We start from the raw sequence: 15,915 nt of genomic DNA on the forward strand, positions 1-15,915 counted from the left end.
CTTCGTGGAGTTCACTGTCTGCTTGCTGGGTCGTAGACACACCTTCAGCAAGCAGGCGTTCTAACTAAGCGGCTTTGTGAAGTACTGAAATTGTCTTGTGTGAACTGGCCATACTCAAATGCCTCACTGTCGCCTTCTGGTAAAAGACCTCGAACTAACCCGCGGAACCCTTCTCTATTTTCATCGGGGGTCAGTTTTGTTTCCATGTCTACTTCGAGCATCCCGCTGATATCATCGTGAACTCGTTGGATGTTCTGCTGGCTTGCGTACTCTTCTCTCGCAGGAACTGTGTCTTGCCCTCGGAACTTGACTGAAGCAACTTTATCTGCTTCATCGATCTTCTCTGCTGCTCTATCAGAAAAATGCGGTTTGATGGTCATATAGGCGTCACCGATTCCACTTTCTCGGATAGCCGGATCGAAGAGCTGTTTAAATGTAGTTTTTATACCTTTTCGCTTGTACTTGCTGAGAATGAAGAGTGCTTGTGAAGTGTCTCGGTCTGGGATATGGAATAAGAAATAGAACGGTATTTCTTCGGCGTGACTCTCTTCACGCCGATCTTCGTATCTGGTTTCTTCTTCCACGTCGTAGAAATCAGCATTTCGACCCCACTCACCACCCTTGAATCGTCCTTCAATTGTATTTCCGTCCCTACGATATTCAGCAACGTTGAAGATCTTTTGCCGATCCCAGTCTAAGTGTGTTTCCTGAGTGTATTGGTCCAGAAAGTCCTCAAAATAGTCTGTGAGGTTGTTATATGGAAAACTTGACTCGTACTCACGAAGTCGTGTCTGATCCCAGTTAGAGTCCGCATTATTTGACTCCCTGATTTGAATCCAATATGGAATCAATTTATGAGCTGCCATTTTCGAGAAGATATTTGCTCGTCTGATAAATAAACACGTATTATTAATTTGAAACAAACGACGGGTGCATATATAAAGAAGATCGTATACAAGATAGGCTTAAACAAACGCCTATACTCAATCTTCCGTATGCTCGTTGACGGCATCATCGACCCCATCTCGGTCGATCATCGCGTCATGTAGTGCTTTGCCAAGGTCATAGCTCGCTCATGTAGTCGGCCTCCTCGATCCCCTCATCCCACGCTTCACGTTCACCGGGACGGAAGATTCCACGTGTATCGGTCAGCGAAACCGCTCGATCGCGGCCGAGCGTGAGGGTAAGGCCGCCACCACCCGACTTTTCACGGCTCCCGGCCACGCGTGAGTATGAGCGTTCGCTGGCGGCCGATCGCGGTCGTCCTCCTCGTCGTGCTCGCCGGCTGCGCCGGCGCGCCGGTCCCGGACGTCGGCACCGACTCGCCGCCTGCCGACCTCGACTCGCCCCCGGCCGACCCGGACGGCGTCGACCCGAACGACCCGGACGACACGGCCTGGACCGGCACCGTCGTGCGCGTCGTCGACGGCGACACGATGGAGGTCGAGTTCCCGAACGGCGAGGTCGACACCGTCAGGCTCCTCGGCGTCGACACGCCCGAGACGAGCGCCGAGTCGACCTCGCCCGGCGAGTTCGAGGGAATCCCGGAGACCGACGCCGGCCGGGCGCACCTCCGGGCGTGGGGCCTCGAGGCGTCGGCGTTCGCGGAGTCGGAGCTCGCCGGCGAGGAGGTCACGGCCGTCACCGGCGGCGACCGCCGCGGGAGCTACGGCCGCCTCCTCGCGGTGCTGTACGTCGACGGCGAGGACTTCAACGAGCGCCTGCTCACGGCGGGGTACGCGCGGCTGTACGACACCGAGTTCGCGAAGCGGGACGCGTACGCCGCGGCCGAGGCGGACGCGCGGGAGCGCGGGGCGGGGCTCTGGGCGTTCGACGAGTCCGACTACCCGACCGAGGCGAGCGAGGTCGACGACGGTGATCTCCCGCCGCTCCCGGACGACGGCGACTACGACTGCGGCGACTTCGACACGCGGGCGGAGGCGAACGCGGTCCTCGACCGGTCGCCTGACGACCCGCACAACCTCGACGCGGACGGCGACGGCGAGGCGTGCGAGTCGATCCCCGAGTTCGGGGTTACCCCGGCCGCCCTCCCTGTGTCGCCGTAACACACTTAAGAGCGCGCTCGATACGGTGTCGTAGTGGCATCCCGACAGGGCGGGTCGGGGGACGCGGAGCCCCTCGGACCCGGATCGACGGAGCGTCGGACCGCTTCCACGACCGCCGCCGCGACCCGCGAGGACGACGTCCGGCCTCGGTCCCCGCCGGAGTCGCCCGCGCGTCGCCGACAACGGGCCGGTCGGTCCGACCGGCTCGACCGTCGCGCGGAGTATCGGTCGGTCGACTCGCGCCGCGGCGGGGCGGCCGCCGCCCGGACGCCGGAGGACCCGCCGGTGCGCGACCCCTCCCTGTACGCGCTCACCGACCACTTCCGCGAGCGGCTCGAACAGCCGGGCCGGTACGTCTCGACGCGCACCGTGAGCGACGCGATCCGCGAGGGACAGCTCCGGTGGAACAGCACCGACGGTTGGCGGTTCGCGCTGGTCGAGGGCGGCGTCCGGTTCGTCGTGGTCGTGAGCGACACGGAGACGAACTCCCCGGTGGTCGTGACCGGCTGGACCGAGGTCGCGGACCGCGAGGCCGCCCTCGAAGCCTCGCGGTGGGACGGCGTCGACGTCGACACCATCGCCGTGCGCGCCGCCCTGAGCGAGTCGGCGTCGACGCCGATCCCCGACCGGATCCGCCCCCGGACCGTGACTCGCCCCTTCGAGGTGGGCCAGCACCGGCTCGAAACCGAGCCGGGCGAGCCGTTCGTGCGCTGTACCGACTGCGGCTGCCGGTTCCGCTCGAAGGAGGGGATCACCTCGCGGCGGTGTCGGCAGCGGTCGCCGGGTCGGTAGCTGGCGGCGCTATTTATAAACGACCCCGAGTAGTCACGCGATTCGCGAACGGCTCGGCTGTGCGGTGGCGCGTGCCTGCGAGCGGGCCACCGGCCCGCGAGCCAGCACGCGCGAGGGACGCGGTGAGCGCTCGGAGAGCGCGAACCGCGAGGCAGGGGAGGTATGAGGAGCTGTGCGAAGCGGTGCGGGGCGGGACTCAGAGGGGCAGTCGGGAGGCCGGCGCACACTCGTTGCGCTCCTCGCTCGTTCGCTCCGCTCACTCGCTGCGGTGCTGACGTCGTCTGCGCCGGCCTCCCGACTGGGGCTTTGGCGGTGTTTCCCGGGTCAACGGTAGCAGCTATTTATAAACAGCTGACCGGGCCGCCGTCTCGGACACGCCATCGACTCGGCCGAACGCCCGTCGAGAGTTATAATCCGATGATGTCGTCGAGTTCGACGTCGCTCACGCGGCCGCCGCACACCGCGCACTCCGCGACATCACGGGGACCGGCCCCGCCCTCCATGTGGAGGTTGCCGCACTCGGTACACACTTCGAATTCAGCGTCGAGCATGGGGCCGGGCGTTTTTCGAATTCGCCCTATATGCTTTGTGCCGAGCGCCGGCCGACCGGACCGCCCACCCGGTGACGCTATTCATTTCCGCGTCGCGGTCGAAGCGTCGGTGATGACCGACGACACCGGCGATGACGCCGGCGAAGATTCCGGAGGCGACGCTCTCACCGACGACGCGACTCCCGACCCCGACAGCTCTGACGCCGACAATCTCTCCTTGGATCGCTTCCACGAGGCGCTCGAAGCCGAGGAGCGCCCGGTCGCGACCGCGAGCGAGGTCGCCCGCCGAATCGGAACCACACAGGCCGCGGCCCGCGACGCCCTCGCGGCGCTCGTCGACCGCGGCGACGTGGACCGGCTCGACGTCGAGGCCGACCCCGTCGTCTTCTACCCGCGCGACTGGGGCGCGCTGGCGAGCCGCGAGCGCGTCGTCGTCTTCCCGGAGCGCCGCGAGATCGTCGTCGACCGGCCAACCCAGTACACCCGCGCACGGCTCTCGCAGTTCGCGCACCTCGTCGACACCACGGGCACGGAGCCCGGCACGCGCGGCTACCTCTATCGGATCCGGCAGGAGGACGTGTGGGCCGCGCCGTTCGACGCCGCCGACGCGCTCGTCGACGCGCTGCGCTCCGTCCTCCCGAGACGCTTCGAACACCTCGAAGACTGGGTGCGCGACCAGTGGCGCCGCGCGCACCGCTTCCGGTTGTACACCCACGCGGACGGCTACGTGGTCCTCGAAGCCGCCTCGGAGAGCCTGATGGGCAACGTCGCCGACCAGCACCTCGACGACGACCACCTCCGCGCGCCCATCTCCGACACCGAGGCGTGGGTCAACGAGGACGCAGTCGCCGCGGTGAAGCGCGCGCTCTACGACGCCGGCTACCCGGTCGAGGACGACCGCGACCTCGAAACCGGCGACCCGGTCGAGATCGAGCTCACGACGGACCTCCGCGACTACCAGGCGACGTGGGTCGAGACGTTCCTCGACCGCAAGTCGGGGGTGTACGTCGGGCCGCCCGGATCCGGGAAGACGGTCGCCGCGATCGCGACGATCGCCGCGGTCGGCGGCGAGACGCTGATATTGGTCCCCTCACGCGAGCTCGCCGACCAGTGGCGCGAGGAACTGCTCGACCACTCGACGGTCGACCCGGCCGACATCGGGCTGTACCACGGGGGCACGAAAGACGTTCGCCCCGTCACGATCGCGACCTACCAGATCGCCGGGATGGACCGCCACCGCAGCCTCTTCGACTCCCGCGAGTGGGGGCTGATCTGCTTCGACGAGGCTCACCACGTCAGCGCCCCCGTCTACTCCCGCACCGCCGAGCTCCAGAGCAAACACCGGCTCGGGCTTTCGGCGACCCCCGTCAGCGAAACGGGCAGCGAGGAGGAGATCTACACCCTGATCGGTCAGCCGATCGGCGCCGACTGGGACTCACTCTTCGAGGCCGGCTTCGTTCAGGAGCCGGAGGTCGAGATCCGCTACGTCCCGTGGCGCGACGAGACGGCCCGCAACGAGTACGCCGCCGCGGACGGCCGCGAGCACAGACGGCTCGCGGCCGAGAACCCCGCGAAGGTCGAGGAGATCCGCTACCTGCTCGCGGCCCACCGCGACAAGAAGGCGCTCGTCTTCGTCGAGTACCTCGACCACGGCCGAGAGATCGCCGACGCGCTCGACGCCCCGTTCATCAGCGGCGAGACGCCCCACCGCGAGCGCGCGGAGCTGTTCCGACGGTTCCGAGCGGCGGACGTCGACGCTGAAGATACCGAAACCGACGACCTCGACGTCCTCGTCGTCTCCCGGGTCGGCGACGAGGGGATCGACCTCCCGAACGCCGAGCTCGCGGTCGTCGCGAGCGGCCTCGGCGGCTCCCGGCGACAGGGGTCACAGCGCGCGGGCCGGACGATGCGCCCGACCGGCTCCGCGCTCGTCTACGTCCTCGCGACGCGCGGGTCGAGCGAAGAGGAGTTCGCCCAGCGCCAGATGCGCCACCTCGGCCGGAAGGGCGTCCGCGTCCGCGAGACGAACGTCGCGGAGTGACGCGCGACGCGACTCCTCAGCCCGCGACGCGACCCCCTCTGCCCGCGGTGCGGGTCGGCCCGAGTCGGGCGGTCAGAGCGAGTCCGCCAGGCGTTCGGCCGCTGCTTCGATCTCCCCCTCGTTCTCGACGAACCGAACGGGCGCGTTCTGGTCTCTCGCGTACTGGAGCGCCGCGGACCGGTTGAGGTCTTGCTCGAAGTCGATCTGGCGTTCGGTGATCCCGTCGAGGTCGCGGTCGCTCTCCCGTCGCCGTTCGAGGATCGTCGCCGGGTCCGCCTCCACCAAGACGAACGCGTCGGGCGAGACGTCCTGGAGCACTTCGACCGGCAGCCCCTGGACGTATCCGGTCTGCGCCTCGACCGCGAGGTGCGTCGAGAGGATCACGTTCGTCGTCGCCGCCTCCTCGGCGACGAACTCGCCCGCGCGGCGCTGGAGGCGACGCGTCTCGGTCTGCGAGAGCGTGCCGAGCTGGGCCCGCTCGGTCGTGATTCCCATCGCCGCCGCCTGTTCGAGCATCACGTCGCCGAAGTTGATCAGCTTGTATCCGTCTCCGAGCCCGCGCCTGACCGCCTGACAGACGCTGGAGAGGCCGACGCCGTTGACCCCCGACACGAGCGTGACGGACATCAGAAGCTCACCTCGTTTTCCTCGTCGCCCGACATCCCGCCGCGGTCGTCGTAGTACCGGCGCCCGATGAACTGGGCCCCGACGAGCATCATCAGCGTGTCGTAGAGGTCGTCCGCCGAGTCGAACGTCTCGACCTCTGACCGGTCGATGACCGCCCGGATAGTCGTCGACTCCCCGCCCGGCGGCGACAGCTCCGTGTCACCGACCGTCTCCAGCACCTCGCTTCGGGGTGCCGGAAACTCCAGCTTCCTCGCGAACAGGTCCCGCGTCTCTGGTAAGCGCATCCATACCATATGACAACGCACGTGAGTATAAGTGTGTATGTACCGCGGGGCGTCGTCGCGCCTCCCGGCCGTTGCCTTCGCGCGCCCGCCGGCAGCACGGACCCCACCGCCGGCCGTCGTCCGGCGAAGCTTTCAACACACACTCCGGTGACTTCGCGACATGGACGCTGACAAGCCCTCGTCCGCGACCGACAGGGACGCCGTCCCGCACCCGACCGTCGCCGAGGCGGTCGTCGACGCCATGCTCGACCGCGGCGTCGACACCGTCTTCGGCATCCCCGGGAAGCAGACCCTCCCGCTGAACCGAGCGCTCGCCGACCGCGACGCGCGGTTCGTCGTCGCCCGCCACGAGACCGCCGTCCCGCACCAGGCGTGGGGGTACGCCGAGACGAGCGAGCCGGGCGAAATGGCCGCCACCTGCGTCGTCCCCGGCCCGGGCGACACGAACGCGATGAACGGGCTGAAGAACGCCCTCAACGACTGCGTCCCCCTGCTCCACCTCGCGGTCGAGACGGAGCGGTCGGTCCGCGGCGGCGACGGCATCCACGAGACGCCGCCCGAGACGTACGACACGGTCGTCAAGGAGAACGTCCTCGTCGACTCGCCGGCGGGCGCGGTCCCGGCCGTCGTCGAGGCGATCCGCACCGCGCGCGAACACCCGCAGGGACCGGTCCGCGTGGGGATCCCGAAGGACGTCCTCGCGGGTCGCACGCCCCAGCCGGCGGTCGGCGAGCGCGACCCGTCCCCGCCGCCGTCCCCGCCCGCCGAGGGGGTCACGGAGGCCGCAGACCTGCTCGCAGACGCGGGCGCTCCCGTCCTCCTCGCCGGCGGCGGCGTCAGGCGCTCGGGCGCCAGCGACGCGCTCCGGTCGGTCGCGGAGGGCCTCGACGCGCCGGTCGTGACGACTTATAAGGGAAAAGGGACGCTCCCCGAGTCGCACCCGCTGTCCGCCGGCGTCCTCTGCGGCGGCGCGAGCGCGGAGCTCCGCGACCTCCTCGCGGACGCCGACGTCGGCCTCGTCGTCGGCTCCGACCTCGACGCGGTCGCGACCGCCTCGTGGTCCGTCTCGATGCCGGAGACGCTGATCCACGTCACGCTCGACGGCGACGACGTGGGATTCGGCTACGAGACCGACCTCGGCGTCGTCGCCGACGCGGACCGTTTCCTCCGCGCGCTCGACGAGGAATTCGCCGACGAGCGCGCGCCGTCTCGCGACCGTTCAGGCGCCGAGCGCGCGGAGTCGGTCCGCGCCGCCGACCGCGAGCGGTTCGCGGCCCTGTCGGCGTCGACCGACGGCGACGGCGGCGACGACCGCGACGACCGCGACGACCGCGACGACCGCGATTCCCGCCCGCTCCGCTCCGTCGAGGTCCTCTCGGCGGTCCGCGACGCGGTCCCGGAGGAGGCGGTCGTCACCGCCGACGCGGGCGGGTTCCGGCTGTGGACGCTCGTCTCCTTCCCCGCCGCGGGACCGCGGTCGTACGTCAACCCCGGCTCGTGGGCGACGATGGGGACCGGGCTCCCCTCGGCGATCGGCGCCAAGCTGGCGAACCCGGACCGCGACGTGGTCGCCCTCACCGGCGACGGCGGGCTCATGATGTGCGTCCACGAGCTCCACACCCTCGCTGCGACGGGGATCGACGTGACCGTCGTCGCGCTCAACAACGACGACTACGCGATTATCAGCGAGGCGGCGTCGCGCTCGTACGAGTTCTCCGAGGGCGCCTACGGCTGGGCGGAGACCGGCCTCGACCTCGTCGCGGTCGCGTCGGGGATGGGCCTGCCGGCCGAGCGCGTCAGCGAGCGCGACGCGGTCGGCGACGCCGTTGAGCGCGCTCGGGGCCGGGACGGGCCGGCGCTCGTCGAGGTCGTCACCGACCCGGCCGAACCGCAGGCGAGCGAGTGGATGACGGGCGCGCGTCCCGGCGAGTAGCTTCCGTTTCACGCCCGGCGTTTCGGAGATCTGAAGCGATCTATATCAGCGTTGGTTCTGAAGTCTCCGTATGCGAAACCCGTGGGTCCACGACGACGTTCCGGACAACGCCGGGAACGGATACGACGGCCCGGTCCGGTTGCTGGCGGCGTTCATGTGGGGATCGCTGGCGCTCCTCGTCGGCGGCTTCGTCCTGCTCTCCGGGGCGGGCGTCGTCGATCTGGCCGACGGCGGATCCCTCGGGGAGGTCGTTACCGGTGTCGTCGCCGCGCTGGCCCTGGCGCTGGCGCTGCCGGTCCTGTTGAAACTGCTCGCGATCTCGCGAGCGCTCGCCCTCCTCGCGCTTCTCGGGACCGGCGCGTCCGTCGGTCGCTTCGTGATCGCCCGCGAGCCGGAGCGGTTCCGGGCGCTCTTGGACGCGCGGGACGGCCTCGTCGAGAACGCGGAGTCGCTCGGCGGCCTCTTCGACTTCGTCGACTCGATGGCGCCCGCGACGCTCGACGTCGCGGCGACGCTCGCCGACGGCGCGGTGACCGCGGCCACCGCCGTCCCGGTCGCCTGAGCGACCCTTTGGTCGACGCGTCGGGTTCACGGCGTTCGGGCGGACGTGAGCCTTAACAACACTCGTTGTGAATCCAGCCCATGACGCATCCGAACGACGTCGCCGTCGGCATCGTCGGCCTCGGCGGCATCGGGTCCCACCACGCGACGAAGCTGGTCGAACGCGACGCGAACCTCGTCGCCGGGATGGACATCGACGCGGACGCCCGGGCGCGGTTCCACGAGGAGTTCGACATCCCGGCCTACGAGGACGAGGCGGCCCTCTACGACGACTGCGACGCCGTGTTGATCACCACGCCGAACCGCTTCCACGAGGTGTACGCGACCTCCGCGCTGGAGGCCGGCCTCGACGTCCTCTTGGAGAAGCCGCTGGCGCACACGCTCGAGAGCGCCGAGCGCATCGCCGAGGCCGCCCGCGACGCCGAGGGATTCTGTATGGTCGGGTTCAACAACCGGTTCGCGGAGCCGGTCCGGGTGGTCAAACACTACCAGGACGAGGGGCGGTTCGGCGAGACGACCCACGTCGAGGCGAACTACGTGCGCCGGCGGGGCGTCCCCGGCCGCGGGTCGTGGTTCACGTCGGCCGACGTCGCCGGCGGCGGCGCGCTCATCGACATCGGCGTCCACGCGATCGATCTCGCCCTCTACTTCCTCGATCACCCCGAGGTCGTGGAGGTCTCGGGGGAGACGCGCTCGGAGTTCGGCGGCCGCGACGACTACGCGTACGTCCACATGTGGGGCGACGACTCGGGTCCGGAGGGGTTCGACGTCGACGACTCCGCGTCGGCGTTCATCCGCGCCGCCGACGGCTCCACGGTGTCGCTGGAAGTCGCGTGGGCGACGAACCGACCGGCGACGGACGAGTTCGTCGTTCGCGGCACCGAGGCGGGCGCGACGCTCGACCGCGGCAGCGACGACCTCACGATCCACGAGGCGGGCGTCGGCGGCGGCCACCACCTCACGGACGCGACGGTCGAGACGCGCGATGGCGACGGCCACGCCGCCGAGCAGGCGACGTTCCTCGAAGCGGTCGCCGCGGGCGAGGCGCCCGCGATCAACACCGTCGAGGAGGGGTTACGCGTCCAGCGGGTCATCGACGCGATCTACCGGTCCTCGGAGACCGGCGCGGCGGTCCGGCTGGACTGAGCGGCCCGTTTGAAATCCTCTTCAAGAGATACATTCGCTGCCAGTTCCGTTCAATATAGAGGGAGAGATGAGCGATAGCGGGAGTGAGTACTGTAGATCGGTCGCGGTAGTTTGATACGTAAACGGACGCGACCGACACCGACTCTCGCTTATAAATAGCCGGCGGTGGCGCGCCTGCGAGCGGCCGGAGCGAAGCGGAGGCCGCGAGCCAGCCCGCGAGGGACGCGGTGAGCGCTCGGAGAGCGCGAACCGCGAGGCTGGGGAGGTGTGAGGCTGCGGTCCCGCGAGCGACCGAAGGGAGTGAGCGGGATCACGGAAGACGCAGCCCGCGCAGCGAAGCGAGCAGGAACGTCTTCCGGTGGTGCTGTGCGGTGTGGGGCGGGAATCAAAGGGGCAGCCGGCGAGGCGCGCGGACGCTCGCTGTGCTCCTCGTCACTCGCGTTGCTCGTTCCTGCAGTGCTTACTTCGCCTCCGCGCGCCTCGCCGGCTGGGGCTTTGGAGGAACTCGCCGCAGTAGCGTCACTCACTTATAAACAGCCGACAGCGACTCCGCAATTCTATTTATAAATGGACTCACTCACGACCTACTACACCTACTCCCGCACCCGATCAGGAAGCACGTTCATCGACCGACTGTTTCGGTTGAGAATCTGCCTGACGGATCGGATTTCGACAGAGCCGACCGCGCCAGTCGAGGGTAGCGGTCCCGATCAGCGACGCTGCCCGCCCCGACCCCCGGTGACTCCCTCCGCGATGGGAACCTATTCGGTGCTGGGCGCTCTTCCGTCGGACAACTCGTGACCCGCGATCCCGGCCCGACGCCGCCCTCCGAACGGATCACCAGCCTCGACGCCCTCCGGGGGTTCGCGCTGCTCGGCATCCTCGTCATCAACATCCGCGTCTTCTCGATGCCGGAGCAGACCCTGCTCAACCCCAACGTGTACGGCGACTTCTCCGGGCTCAACTACTGGACGTGGTTCCTCGGCCACGTGTTCGCGCAGTCGAAGTTCATCACCATCTTCTCGGCGCTGTTCGGCGCGGGCGTCCTCATGTTCATCGAGAGTAAAGAAGAGAAGGGACAAGACGCCGTCCGCCTCCACCTCCGGCGGACCGCGGTGCTGATCGCGGTCGGACTCCTCCACGCCTACCTGCTTTGGTACGGGGATATCCTCGTCGCGTACGGGTTCACGGGTATCTTCCTCCTCTTCGTCCGCGACCTCGACGCGCGCCGGCTCGCCGGGCTCGCCGGGGTATTCCTGCTCTTCATCCCCGCGATCGAGCTGTTCGCCGCGGTCTCGATCGGCGGCGAGGCGCTCGCCGGGCAGTGGCTGCCCTCGGAGGCCGCGATCCGACAGGAGGTGGCCGCCTACCGCGGCGGCTGGCTCGACCAGATGAGCCACCGCGTCGACTCCTCGTTCCAGCGACAGACGAGCGGGTTCATCGGGTCGAGCTTCTGGCGGGTCGGCGGCGTCATGCTCCTCGGCATGGCGCTGTACAAGCGCGGCGTGCTGACCGGCGAGCGATCGACGGCGTTCTACCGGCGGCTCGTCGCGGGCGGCGTCGTCGGCGTCGGCATCGTCGTCGCCGGCGTCGCCTACATCGAGGCGAACGACTGGAGCGCGGGCGCCGCGCTGTACTGGCGGCAGTTCAACTACGTCGGGAGCCTCCTCGTCGCCGGCGGCTACGTCGGACTGATCACCCTGTTCGTCCGGTGGCGCGGCGAGGGGATCGTCACCCGCGCGCTCGCCGCGGTCGGCCGGACCGCGTTCACGAACTACCTCCTCCAGACGGTGATCGCGACGACGATCTTCTACGGGCACGGGCTCGGGCTGTTCGGCTACGTCAGCCGGGTCGAGGCGATGGGGATCGTCGTCGGGATCTGGGCGGTCCAGGTCGTCCTCTCGGTGCTCTGGCTCCGGTACTTCCGGTTCGGTCCCGTCGAGTGGGTGTGGCGCACGCTCACCTACGGCGAGGCGCAGCCGATGCGGCTCGGGAACTGACCGGGCGCGCCCCTCGGGTCGCGCCCGTTCTCCGAACTGAGACTCGCGTGGACACGTTCAACACCCTCCCGCCGAACCCCCGTCCATGACCGGCTTCGACGTCCACGACCACCGCCACGAACTGAAGCAGCTCCGCGACTCGGGCGCGACGAGCCTCTGGGAGAACCGCGAGGAGATGGCGTGTCCGGTGTGCGACGACGTCTTCTCGCGGCTGTTCGTCACCCGACAGGCGGGGACGACGTTCCCCGAGAACGACGGCGCCCGGTTCTGTCTGCTCCGCGACGACGATGCGGTGTACCTGTTCAGGCACTGAGCGCACAGGCGATCGGTTATCGGAGCGCCGGCTCCGTTGAAATCCCGTCTTCAGACGTACATTCGCCCGAAACGGCTGGTCGCTGAAGAGTGCGAATTGATCGCTGAGACACCTCCCGGCTTGAGACGAACCGACTACGCACTCGCGGGGGCGCTGTCGGCATCGCCGTCATCGATGAGCGGGTAATCGATGTGGACTTCGATGCGGTCGAACGGGACGACCGGTTGTATCGCGCCGCCGGGGCCGCCCTCTTCGAGCGGAAGGATACCCAGGACTTCCAGCTGCTTCAGGTCAGAGTGGACGTCGGATACGTCCCTCTCGACGAGCCGCGCCGCTTCGCGCATGCTTTCGGGAGCTTCCTCGGCGATGGCCCGGATGAGATTCAGGCGGAGCGGGGTGAGACCGTGTGCGAACTTATCGGAGTTTTACCGACCGCAAACGATATACTGTATTGGAGTTATCGTTCTGATATGTATGGGACTGTTCGGGAATCGCTTGAAGACTGGTATAAGCCGAGTATTCAGTCTGCGATAATTGTCTTGATGGGTTCGAGTTTTTGCCTCTATCTGTTCCTCAACAGTCCCGATTTTACGAACCCGTACTACGTTTTCGGAGTCGGAGTGATGGGCTTCACAATCGTCTTTGCGGCGCTTATGCTCATTTCTGTGCTACTGAAGCGCCGATAGACTACTACCCCTGTATTGAGCGCGATTGGGCCGGAATATATCTCTTGTGACGGATCGCAACTGATCCGGGGCGTCAGTCGTCGCCCACCGGGTCGACGCCGGGATCGGGGTCGTCGATGTACCGCTCGGTCCACGTGCCCCGCGAGAACCACGCGACCCCGACGATCGCGCCGAGGACGTTTCCGAGCGCCATGCCGACCCAGACGCCGGTCTCTCCCCAGTCGGCGACGAACACGAGGTATGCCACGCTCGCGACCCGGCCGACCCACAGCGTGACGATCGAGATGACCATCGCCGTCTTGGTGTTGCCCGCGCCGCGGAACGCGCCGAGGATTACCTGCGAGACGCCGATGAAGGCGAACTCGACGGACCGGATCCGGACGTACTCGACCGCGTAGGAGATGGTCGCCGGCGCGTCCGGCACGTCGCCGAGGAACGCGCCCACGATCGGCTCGGTGAACGCGACGGCGACGACCGCGACGAGGAACATCACGCCCGCGCCGGTCGTGGCGGCGAACTTCACCGCCTTGGCGGCCCGGTCGGCGCGGTTCGCGCCGAGGTTCTGCCCGACCATCGTGTCGATGGCGCGGCCGAGCCCCATCGCGGGCAGGAAGACGAGCGAGATGAGACGGTTCCCGAGCCCGTACGCCGCGACGACGGGCGGCGAGAACGTGACGATCATCGCCGTGAGCGTGATCATCGCCATCGCGCTCGTCGTCTGCTCGACGCTGGAGGGGAGCCCGAGCCGGAAGATGTCGCGGATGAAATCGAGGTCCGGGACGAGGTGGCCGAACGTCACGTCTGGGCCGTAGCCCGTCCCGAAGAGGATCCAGAGCCCGATGGCGGTCGCGACGCCCCGGGAGAGGATCGTCGCGAGCGCGGCGCCCTGAATGCCGATCCCGGTGATCCCCGTCGCCGAGAGCAGGATCGCCTCCAGCGCGACCGGGTCGAGCGCGCCGAGGCCGGGCACCGCGGCGAGCCACCCGAACAGCGGGTTCCCCTCGAACCCGAAGATGAAGAACGGGTCGAGCAGGACGTTCAGGAGGACGGAAACGAACATCACCGCCATCGGCGTCCGCGTGTCGCCGTAGCCGCGCATCAGCGCCGAGAAGACGAAGAAGCCGAACATCAGGGGGATACCCGCGAAGATGACCTCCATGTAGTCGGCCGCGAGCGGGATCACCGTCGCCGCGGTGTCCGCGTCGCTCGGGAGGATCTCGAGCGCCGGCCGGGTGTAGAAGTAGCCGCCGACACCGATCAGCACCGACAGCACCGAGACGGTGAAGATCGTCTGTCCCGCCACGAGCCCGGCGGACCCCTCGCCGTCCGCGCCGGTGTACTGCGCGACGAGGATCGCGCCCGCCGTCGTGAACCCGCCGGCGACCGCGATCAGGAGGAAGATGAGCGGGAACGCGAGGCTGATCGCGCCGACGGCCTCAGCCGAGAGCCGGCCGAGGTAGAGAGTGTCGACGATGTTGTACGTCACCTGTAGCAGCTGGATGACGACGATCGGCCACGCGAGGCGGAACAGCGGCCGGAGGAGGCTCCCTTCGGTGATCGACTCGTCGTCGAGCGGGCCGTCGTCGTCGCCGGGGCCACCGGACGGACCGGCGACGGGACCGTCCGACGGGTTGCCGGATGGGCCGTCGGGCGAACCGTCGTCGGAGGGGTCGTCCGAGTCGGCAGCGGGCTCGTCGCTCACTGCCGTACAAACGCCGGTGGCGCTCTATCAGGCTTCCGATCCGGTCACTGTTCCGCCGCGCCACTGCCCCGATCGTCCCGGTCGCGTCGGGTGCCGGCGCCGCTCGACGACGCGGAAGCGTCGCTTCCGGGTCGGTCCGCGTCCGTGGCGGCGTCGTCGCTGAGGTCCGGGGCGGCGGCCGCGGGCGCGTCGGGGTCGACGCCGTTCGGCGTCCCGGACCCGGACTCGACGCGCGCGACGCCGGAGGTGTCGTCGAAGACGAGGTGCCGGTGCGGGTACGCCATCGTGACGTTCGCCTCCGGATCCCCGAGCCGCTGGCGGATGTTCGTGTTCACGTCCGACTGGACCTTCGCCAGCTTGTACGGCTTCTTCACCCAGTAGCGGAGCCGCAGGAGGATCCCGTTGTCGCCGAACTCGTGGAGCCGACAGTCGGGGCCCGCCATGTACCGCGCCACGCCGATGCGGATGTCGGGGCCGCCGTCGATGACGGCCTCGCAGTCGCGCGCCGCGCGCTCGATGCGGCGGCGCGCCTCCGGGATGTCGCTCTCGTAGGTGACGAGGACGTCGATCGACCGCCGGGTGCGCTCGTCCTCGGCCGAGAGGTTCGTGACGTCGCGCTCGCGCATCGTCCCGTTCGGCACCACGAGGAAGGTGTTATCGAGGGTGAATATCTTCGTGTACCGGATCGTGATGTCCTCGACGAACCCCGCCGTCCCGTCCTCCAGCTCGATCATGTCGCCGATCTCGAACGGCTGGTCGGCGAGGATGAACACGCCGTTGATGAAGTTCCCGACGAGCGGGGCGAGGACGATACCGATGACCGCCGAGAACACCGCCGTCCCGAGGAGGAGGTCCGAGAACTGGAACCCGGCCGCGCTGAGACCGATGAACAGCGCGACGCCGATCGTCCCCACCCGGACCCCGCGAACGATCGTCTGCGCGACGCTCTGTCGCGACACGCGGCGCGCGACCGGCCGGCCGATCAGTCGGACGACGAAGTTGGCGACGGCGACGCCGACCGCGACCGACGCGATGACCGTCAGAACGCCGGCTCCCGGAAGATCTGCGAGGCGAGAGCCGAGGCCGGCGAGCCGCGAGACGACTCCCGCGATCGGCGTCCCCTCCGGGAAGACCATGGGAACTCGCGGTCGGCCATCCGAAAAAGCGTTTCTCCCCGTGCCGGTCGCGGCCGCGAGAGCGCGGGCACAGCGAT

The 15,915-nt window shown here is 68.2% G+C and carries 14 protein-coding genes and 1 pseudogene; 8 read left to right on the top strand and 7 right to left on the bottom strand.

The features are described 5' to 3' along the window. Positions 1-44: 44 nt before the first annotated feature. Complete coding sequence (locus tag C466_RS16460) at positions 45-866, bottom strand: hypothetical protein (protein ID WP_152418581.1); 822 nt, start codon at positions 864-866, stop codon at positions 45-47. Positions 867-1,232: 366 nt separating this feature from the next. Between C466_RS16460 and C466_RS05195 the strand changes: the two genes are divergently transcribed. Next, a complete protein-coding gene (locus C466_RS05195; protein ID WP_004598450.1) occupies positions 1,233-2,066 on the top strand; it encodes a thermonuclease family protein in 834 nt (277 codons plus the stop codon). Between the two features lie 33 nt (positions 2,067-2,099). Further along, positions 2,100-2,858 (top strand): hypothetical protein, encoded by a 759-nt coding sequence (locus C466_RS05200; protein WP_004598451.1) that lies wholly within the window; start codon positions 2,100-2,102, stop codon positions 2,856-2,858. Positions 2,859-3,265: 407 nt separating this feature from the next. Here the strand turns inward: C466_RS05200 and C466_RS16915 are convergent, their stop codons facing one another. After that, on the bottom strand, positions 3,266-3,409 hold the full coding sequence (locus tag C466_RS16915; RefSeq protein ID WP_004598452.1) for a hypothetical protein: 144 nt from the start codon (positions 3,407-3,409) through the stop codon (positions 3,266-3,268). A 112-nt stretch (positions 3,410-3,521) separates the two neighbouring features. On the opposite strand from C466_RS16915, the gene C466_RS05205 reads away from it, so the two are divergent. Further along, entirely contained in the window at positions 3,522-5,450 is a 1,929-nt protein-coding gene (locus tag C466_RS05205; RefSeq protein ID WP_004599593.1) for a DEAD/DEAH box helicase, read from the top strand. A gap of 72 nt (positions 5,451-5,522) precedes the next feature. Here C466_RS05205 and C466_RS05210 read toward each other — a convergent pair whose 3' ends face one another. Both C466_RS05210 and C466_RS05215 read right to left on the bottom strand, forming a co-directional pair. After that, positions 5,523-6,077, bottom strand: coding sequence for an adenylate kinase (locus C466_RS05210; protein WP_004598454.1), 555 nt, complete (start codon positions 6,075-6,077; stop codon positions 5,523-5,525). Beyond that, on the bottom strand, positions 6,077-6,361 hold the full coding sequence (locus C466_RS05215; RefSeq protein WP_004598455.1) for a DUF5789 family protein: 285 nt from the start codon (positions 6,359-6,361) through the stop codon (positions 6,077-6,079). Before C466_RS05215 ends, C466_RS05210 begins: the two co-directional genes overlap by 1 nt. Positions 6,362-6,521: 160 nt before the next feature. Between C466_RS05215 and C466_RS05220 the strand changes: the two genes are divergently transcribed. From C466_RS05220 to C466_RS05240, 5 genes are all read left to right on the top strand, one after another. Then, positions 6,522-8,294 (top strand): thiamine pyrophosphate-binding protein, encoded by a 1,773-nt coding sequence (locus C466_RS05220; RefSeq protein WP_004598456.1) that lies wholly within the window; start codon positions 6,522-6,524, stop codon positions 8,292-8,294. Positions 8,295-8,364: 70 nt separating this feature from the next. Further along, on the top strand, positions 8,365-8,856 hold the full coding sequence (locus C466_RS05225; protein WP_004598457.1) for a hypothetical protein: 492 nt from the start codon (positions 8,365-8,367) through the stop codon (positions 8,854-8,856). Between the two features lie 80 nt (positions 8,857-8,936). Next, entirely contained in the window at positions 8,937-10,001 is a 1,065-nt protein-coding gene (locus C466_RS05230) for a Gfo/Idh/MocA family protein (protein WP_004598458.1), read from the top strand. A gap of 797 nt (positions 10,002-10,798) precedes the next feature. Continuing rightward, on the top strand, positions 10,799-12,001 hold the full coding sequence (locus C466_RS05235; protein ID WP_004598459.1) for a DUF418 domain-containing protein: 1,203 nt from the start codon (positions 10,799-10,801) through the stop codon (positions 11,999-12,001). 85 nt (positions 12,002-12,086) lie between these two features. Further along, complete coding sequence (locus C466_RS05240) at positions 12,087-12,314, top strand: DUF7385 family protein (RefSeq protein ID WP_004598460.1); 228 nt, start codon at positions 12,087-12,089, stop codon at positions 12,312-12,314. A 134-nt stretch (positions 12,315-12,448) separates the two neighbouring features. On the opposite strand, the pseudogene C466_RS05245 reads toward C466_RS05240, so the two are convergent. The 3 genes and pseudogenes from C466_RS05245 to C466_RS05260 all read right to left on the bottom strand — a co-directional run. Beyond that, a pseudogene (locus C466_RS05245) lies at positions 12,449-12,733 on the bottom strand (HVO_A0114 family putative DNA-binding protein); the annotation flags it as partial. 340 nt (positions 12,734-13,073) lie between these two features. Further along, complete coding sequence (locus tag C466_RS05255; RefSeq protein ID WP_004598462.1) at positions 13,074-14,702, bottom strand: MATE family efflux transporter; 1,629 nt, start codon at positions 14,700-14,702, stop codon at positions 13,074-13,076. A 44-nt stretch (positions 14,703-14,746) separates the two neighbouring features. Then, positions 14,747-15,838 carry a mechanosensitive ion channel family protein gene (locus tag C466_RS05260; RefSeq protein ID WP_004598463.1) on the bottom strand — a complete coding sequence of 364 codons (1,092 nt, stop codon included), beginning with the start codon at positions 15,836-15,838 and terminating at the stop codon, positions 14,747-14,749. Positions 15,839-15,915: the final 77 nt, after the last annotated feature.

The sequence above is a fragment of the Halorubrum distributum JCM 10118 genome (genome assembly GCF_000337335.1).
GTDB classification, from domain to species: Archaea; Halobacteriota; Halobacteria; order Halobacteriales; family Haloferacaceae; genus Halorubrum; species Halorubrum distributum.

Excerpts from the sequence above, each read along its gene's own strand:
- C466_RS05225 (WP_004598457.1), top strand. The coding sequence starts at position 8,365 with ATGCGAAACCCGTGGGTCCACGACGACGTTCCGGACAACGCCGGGAAC.
- C466_RS16915 (WP_004598452.1), bottom strand. The coding sequence starts at position 3,409 with ATGCTCGACGCTGAATTCGAAGTGTGTACCGAGTGCGGCAACCTCCAC.
- C466_RS05230 (WP_004598458.1), top strand. The coding sequence starts at position 8,937 with ATGACGCATCCGAACGACGTCGCCGTCGGCATCGTCGGCCTCGGCGGC.
- C466_RS05220 (WP_004598456.1), top strand. The coding sequence starts at position 6,522 with ATGGACGCTGACAAGCCCTCGTCCGCGACCGACAGGGACGCCGTCCCG.
- C466_RS16460 (WP_152418581.1), bottom strand. The coding sequence starts at position 866 with ATGGCAGCTCATAAATTGATTCCATATTGGATTCAAATCAGGGAGTCA.
- C466_RS05205 (WP_004599593.1), top strand. The coding sequence starts at position 3,522 with ATGACCGACGACACCGGCGATGACGCCGGCGAAGATTCCGGAGGCGAC.
- C466_RS05240 (WP_004598460.1), top strand. The coding sequence starts at position 12,087 with ATGACCGGCTTCGACGTCCACGACCACCGCCACGAACTGAAGCAGCTC.
- C466_RS05260 (WP_004598463.1), bottom strand. The coding sequence starts at position 15,838 with ATGGTCTTCCCGGAGGGGACGCCGATCGCGGGAGTCGTCTCGCGGCTC.
- C466_RS05210 (WP_004598454.1), bottom strand. The coding sequence starts at position 6,077 with ATGTCCGTCACGCTCGTGTCGGGGGTCAACGGCGTCGGCCTCTCCAGC.
- C466_RS05215 (WP_004598455.1), bottom strand. The coding sequence starts at position 6,361 with ATGCGCTTACCAGAGACGCGGGACCTGTTCGCGAGGAAGCTGGAGTTT.
- C466_RS05195 (WP_004598450.1), top strand. The coding sequence starts at position 1,233 with ATGAGCGTTCGCTGGCGGCCGATCGCGGTCGTCCTCCTCGTCGTGCTC.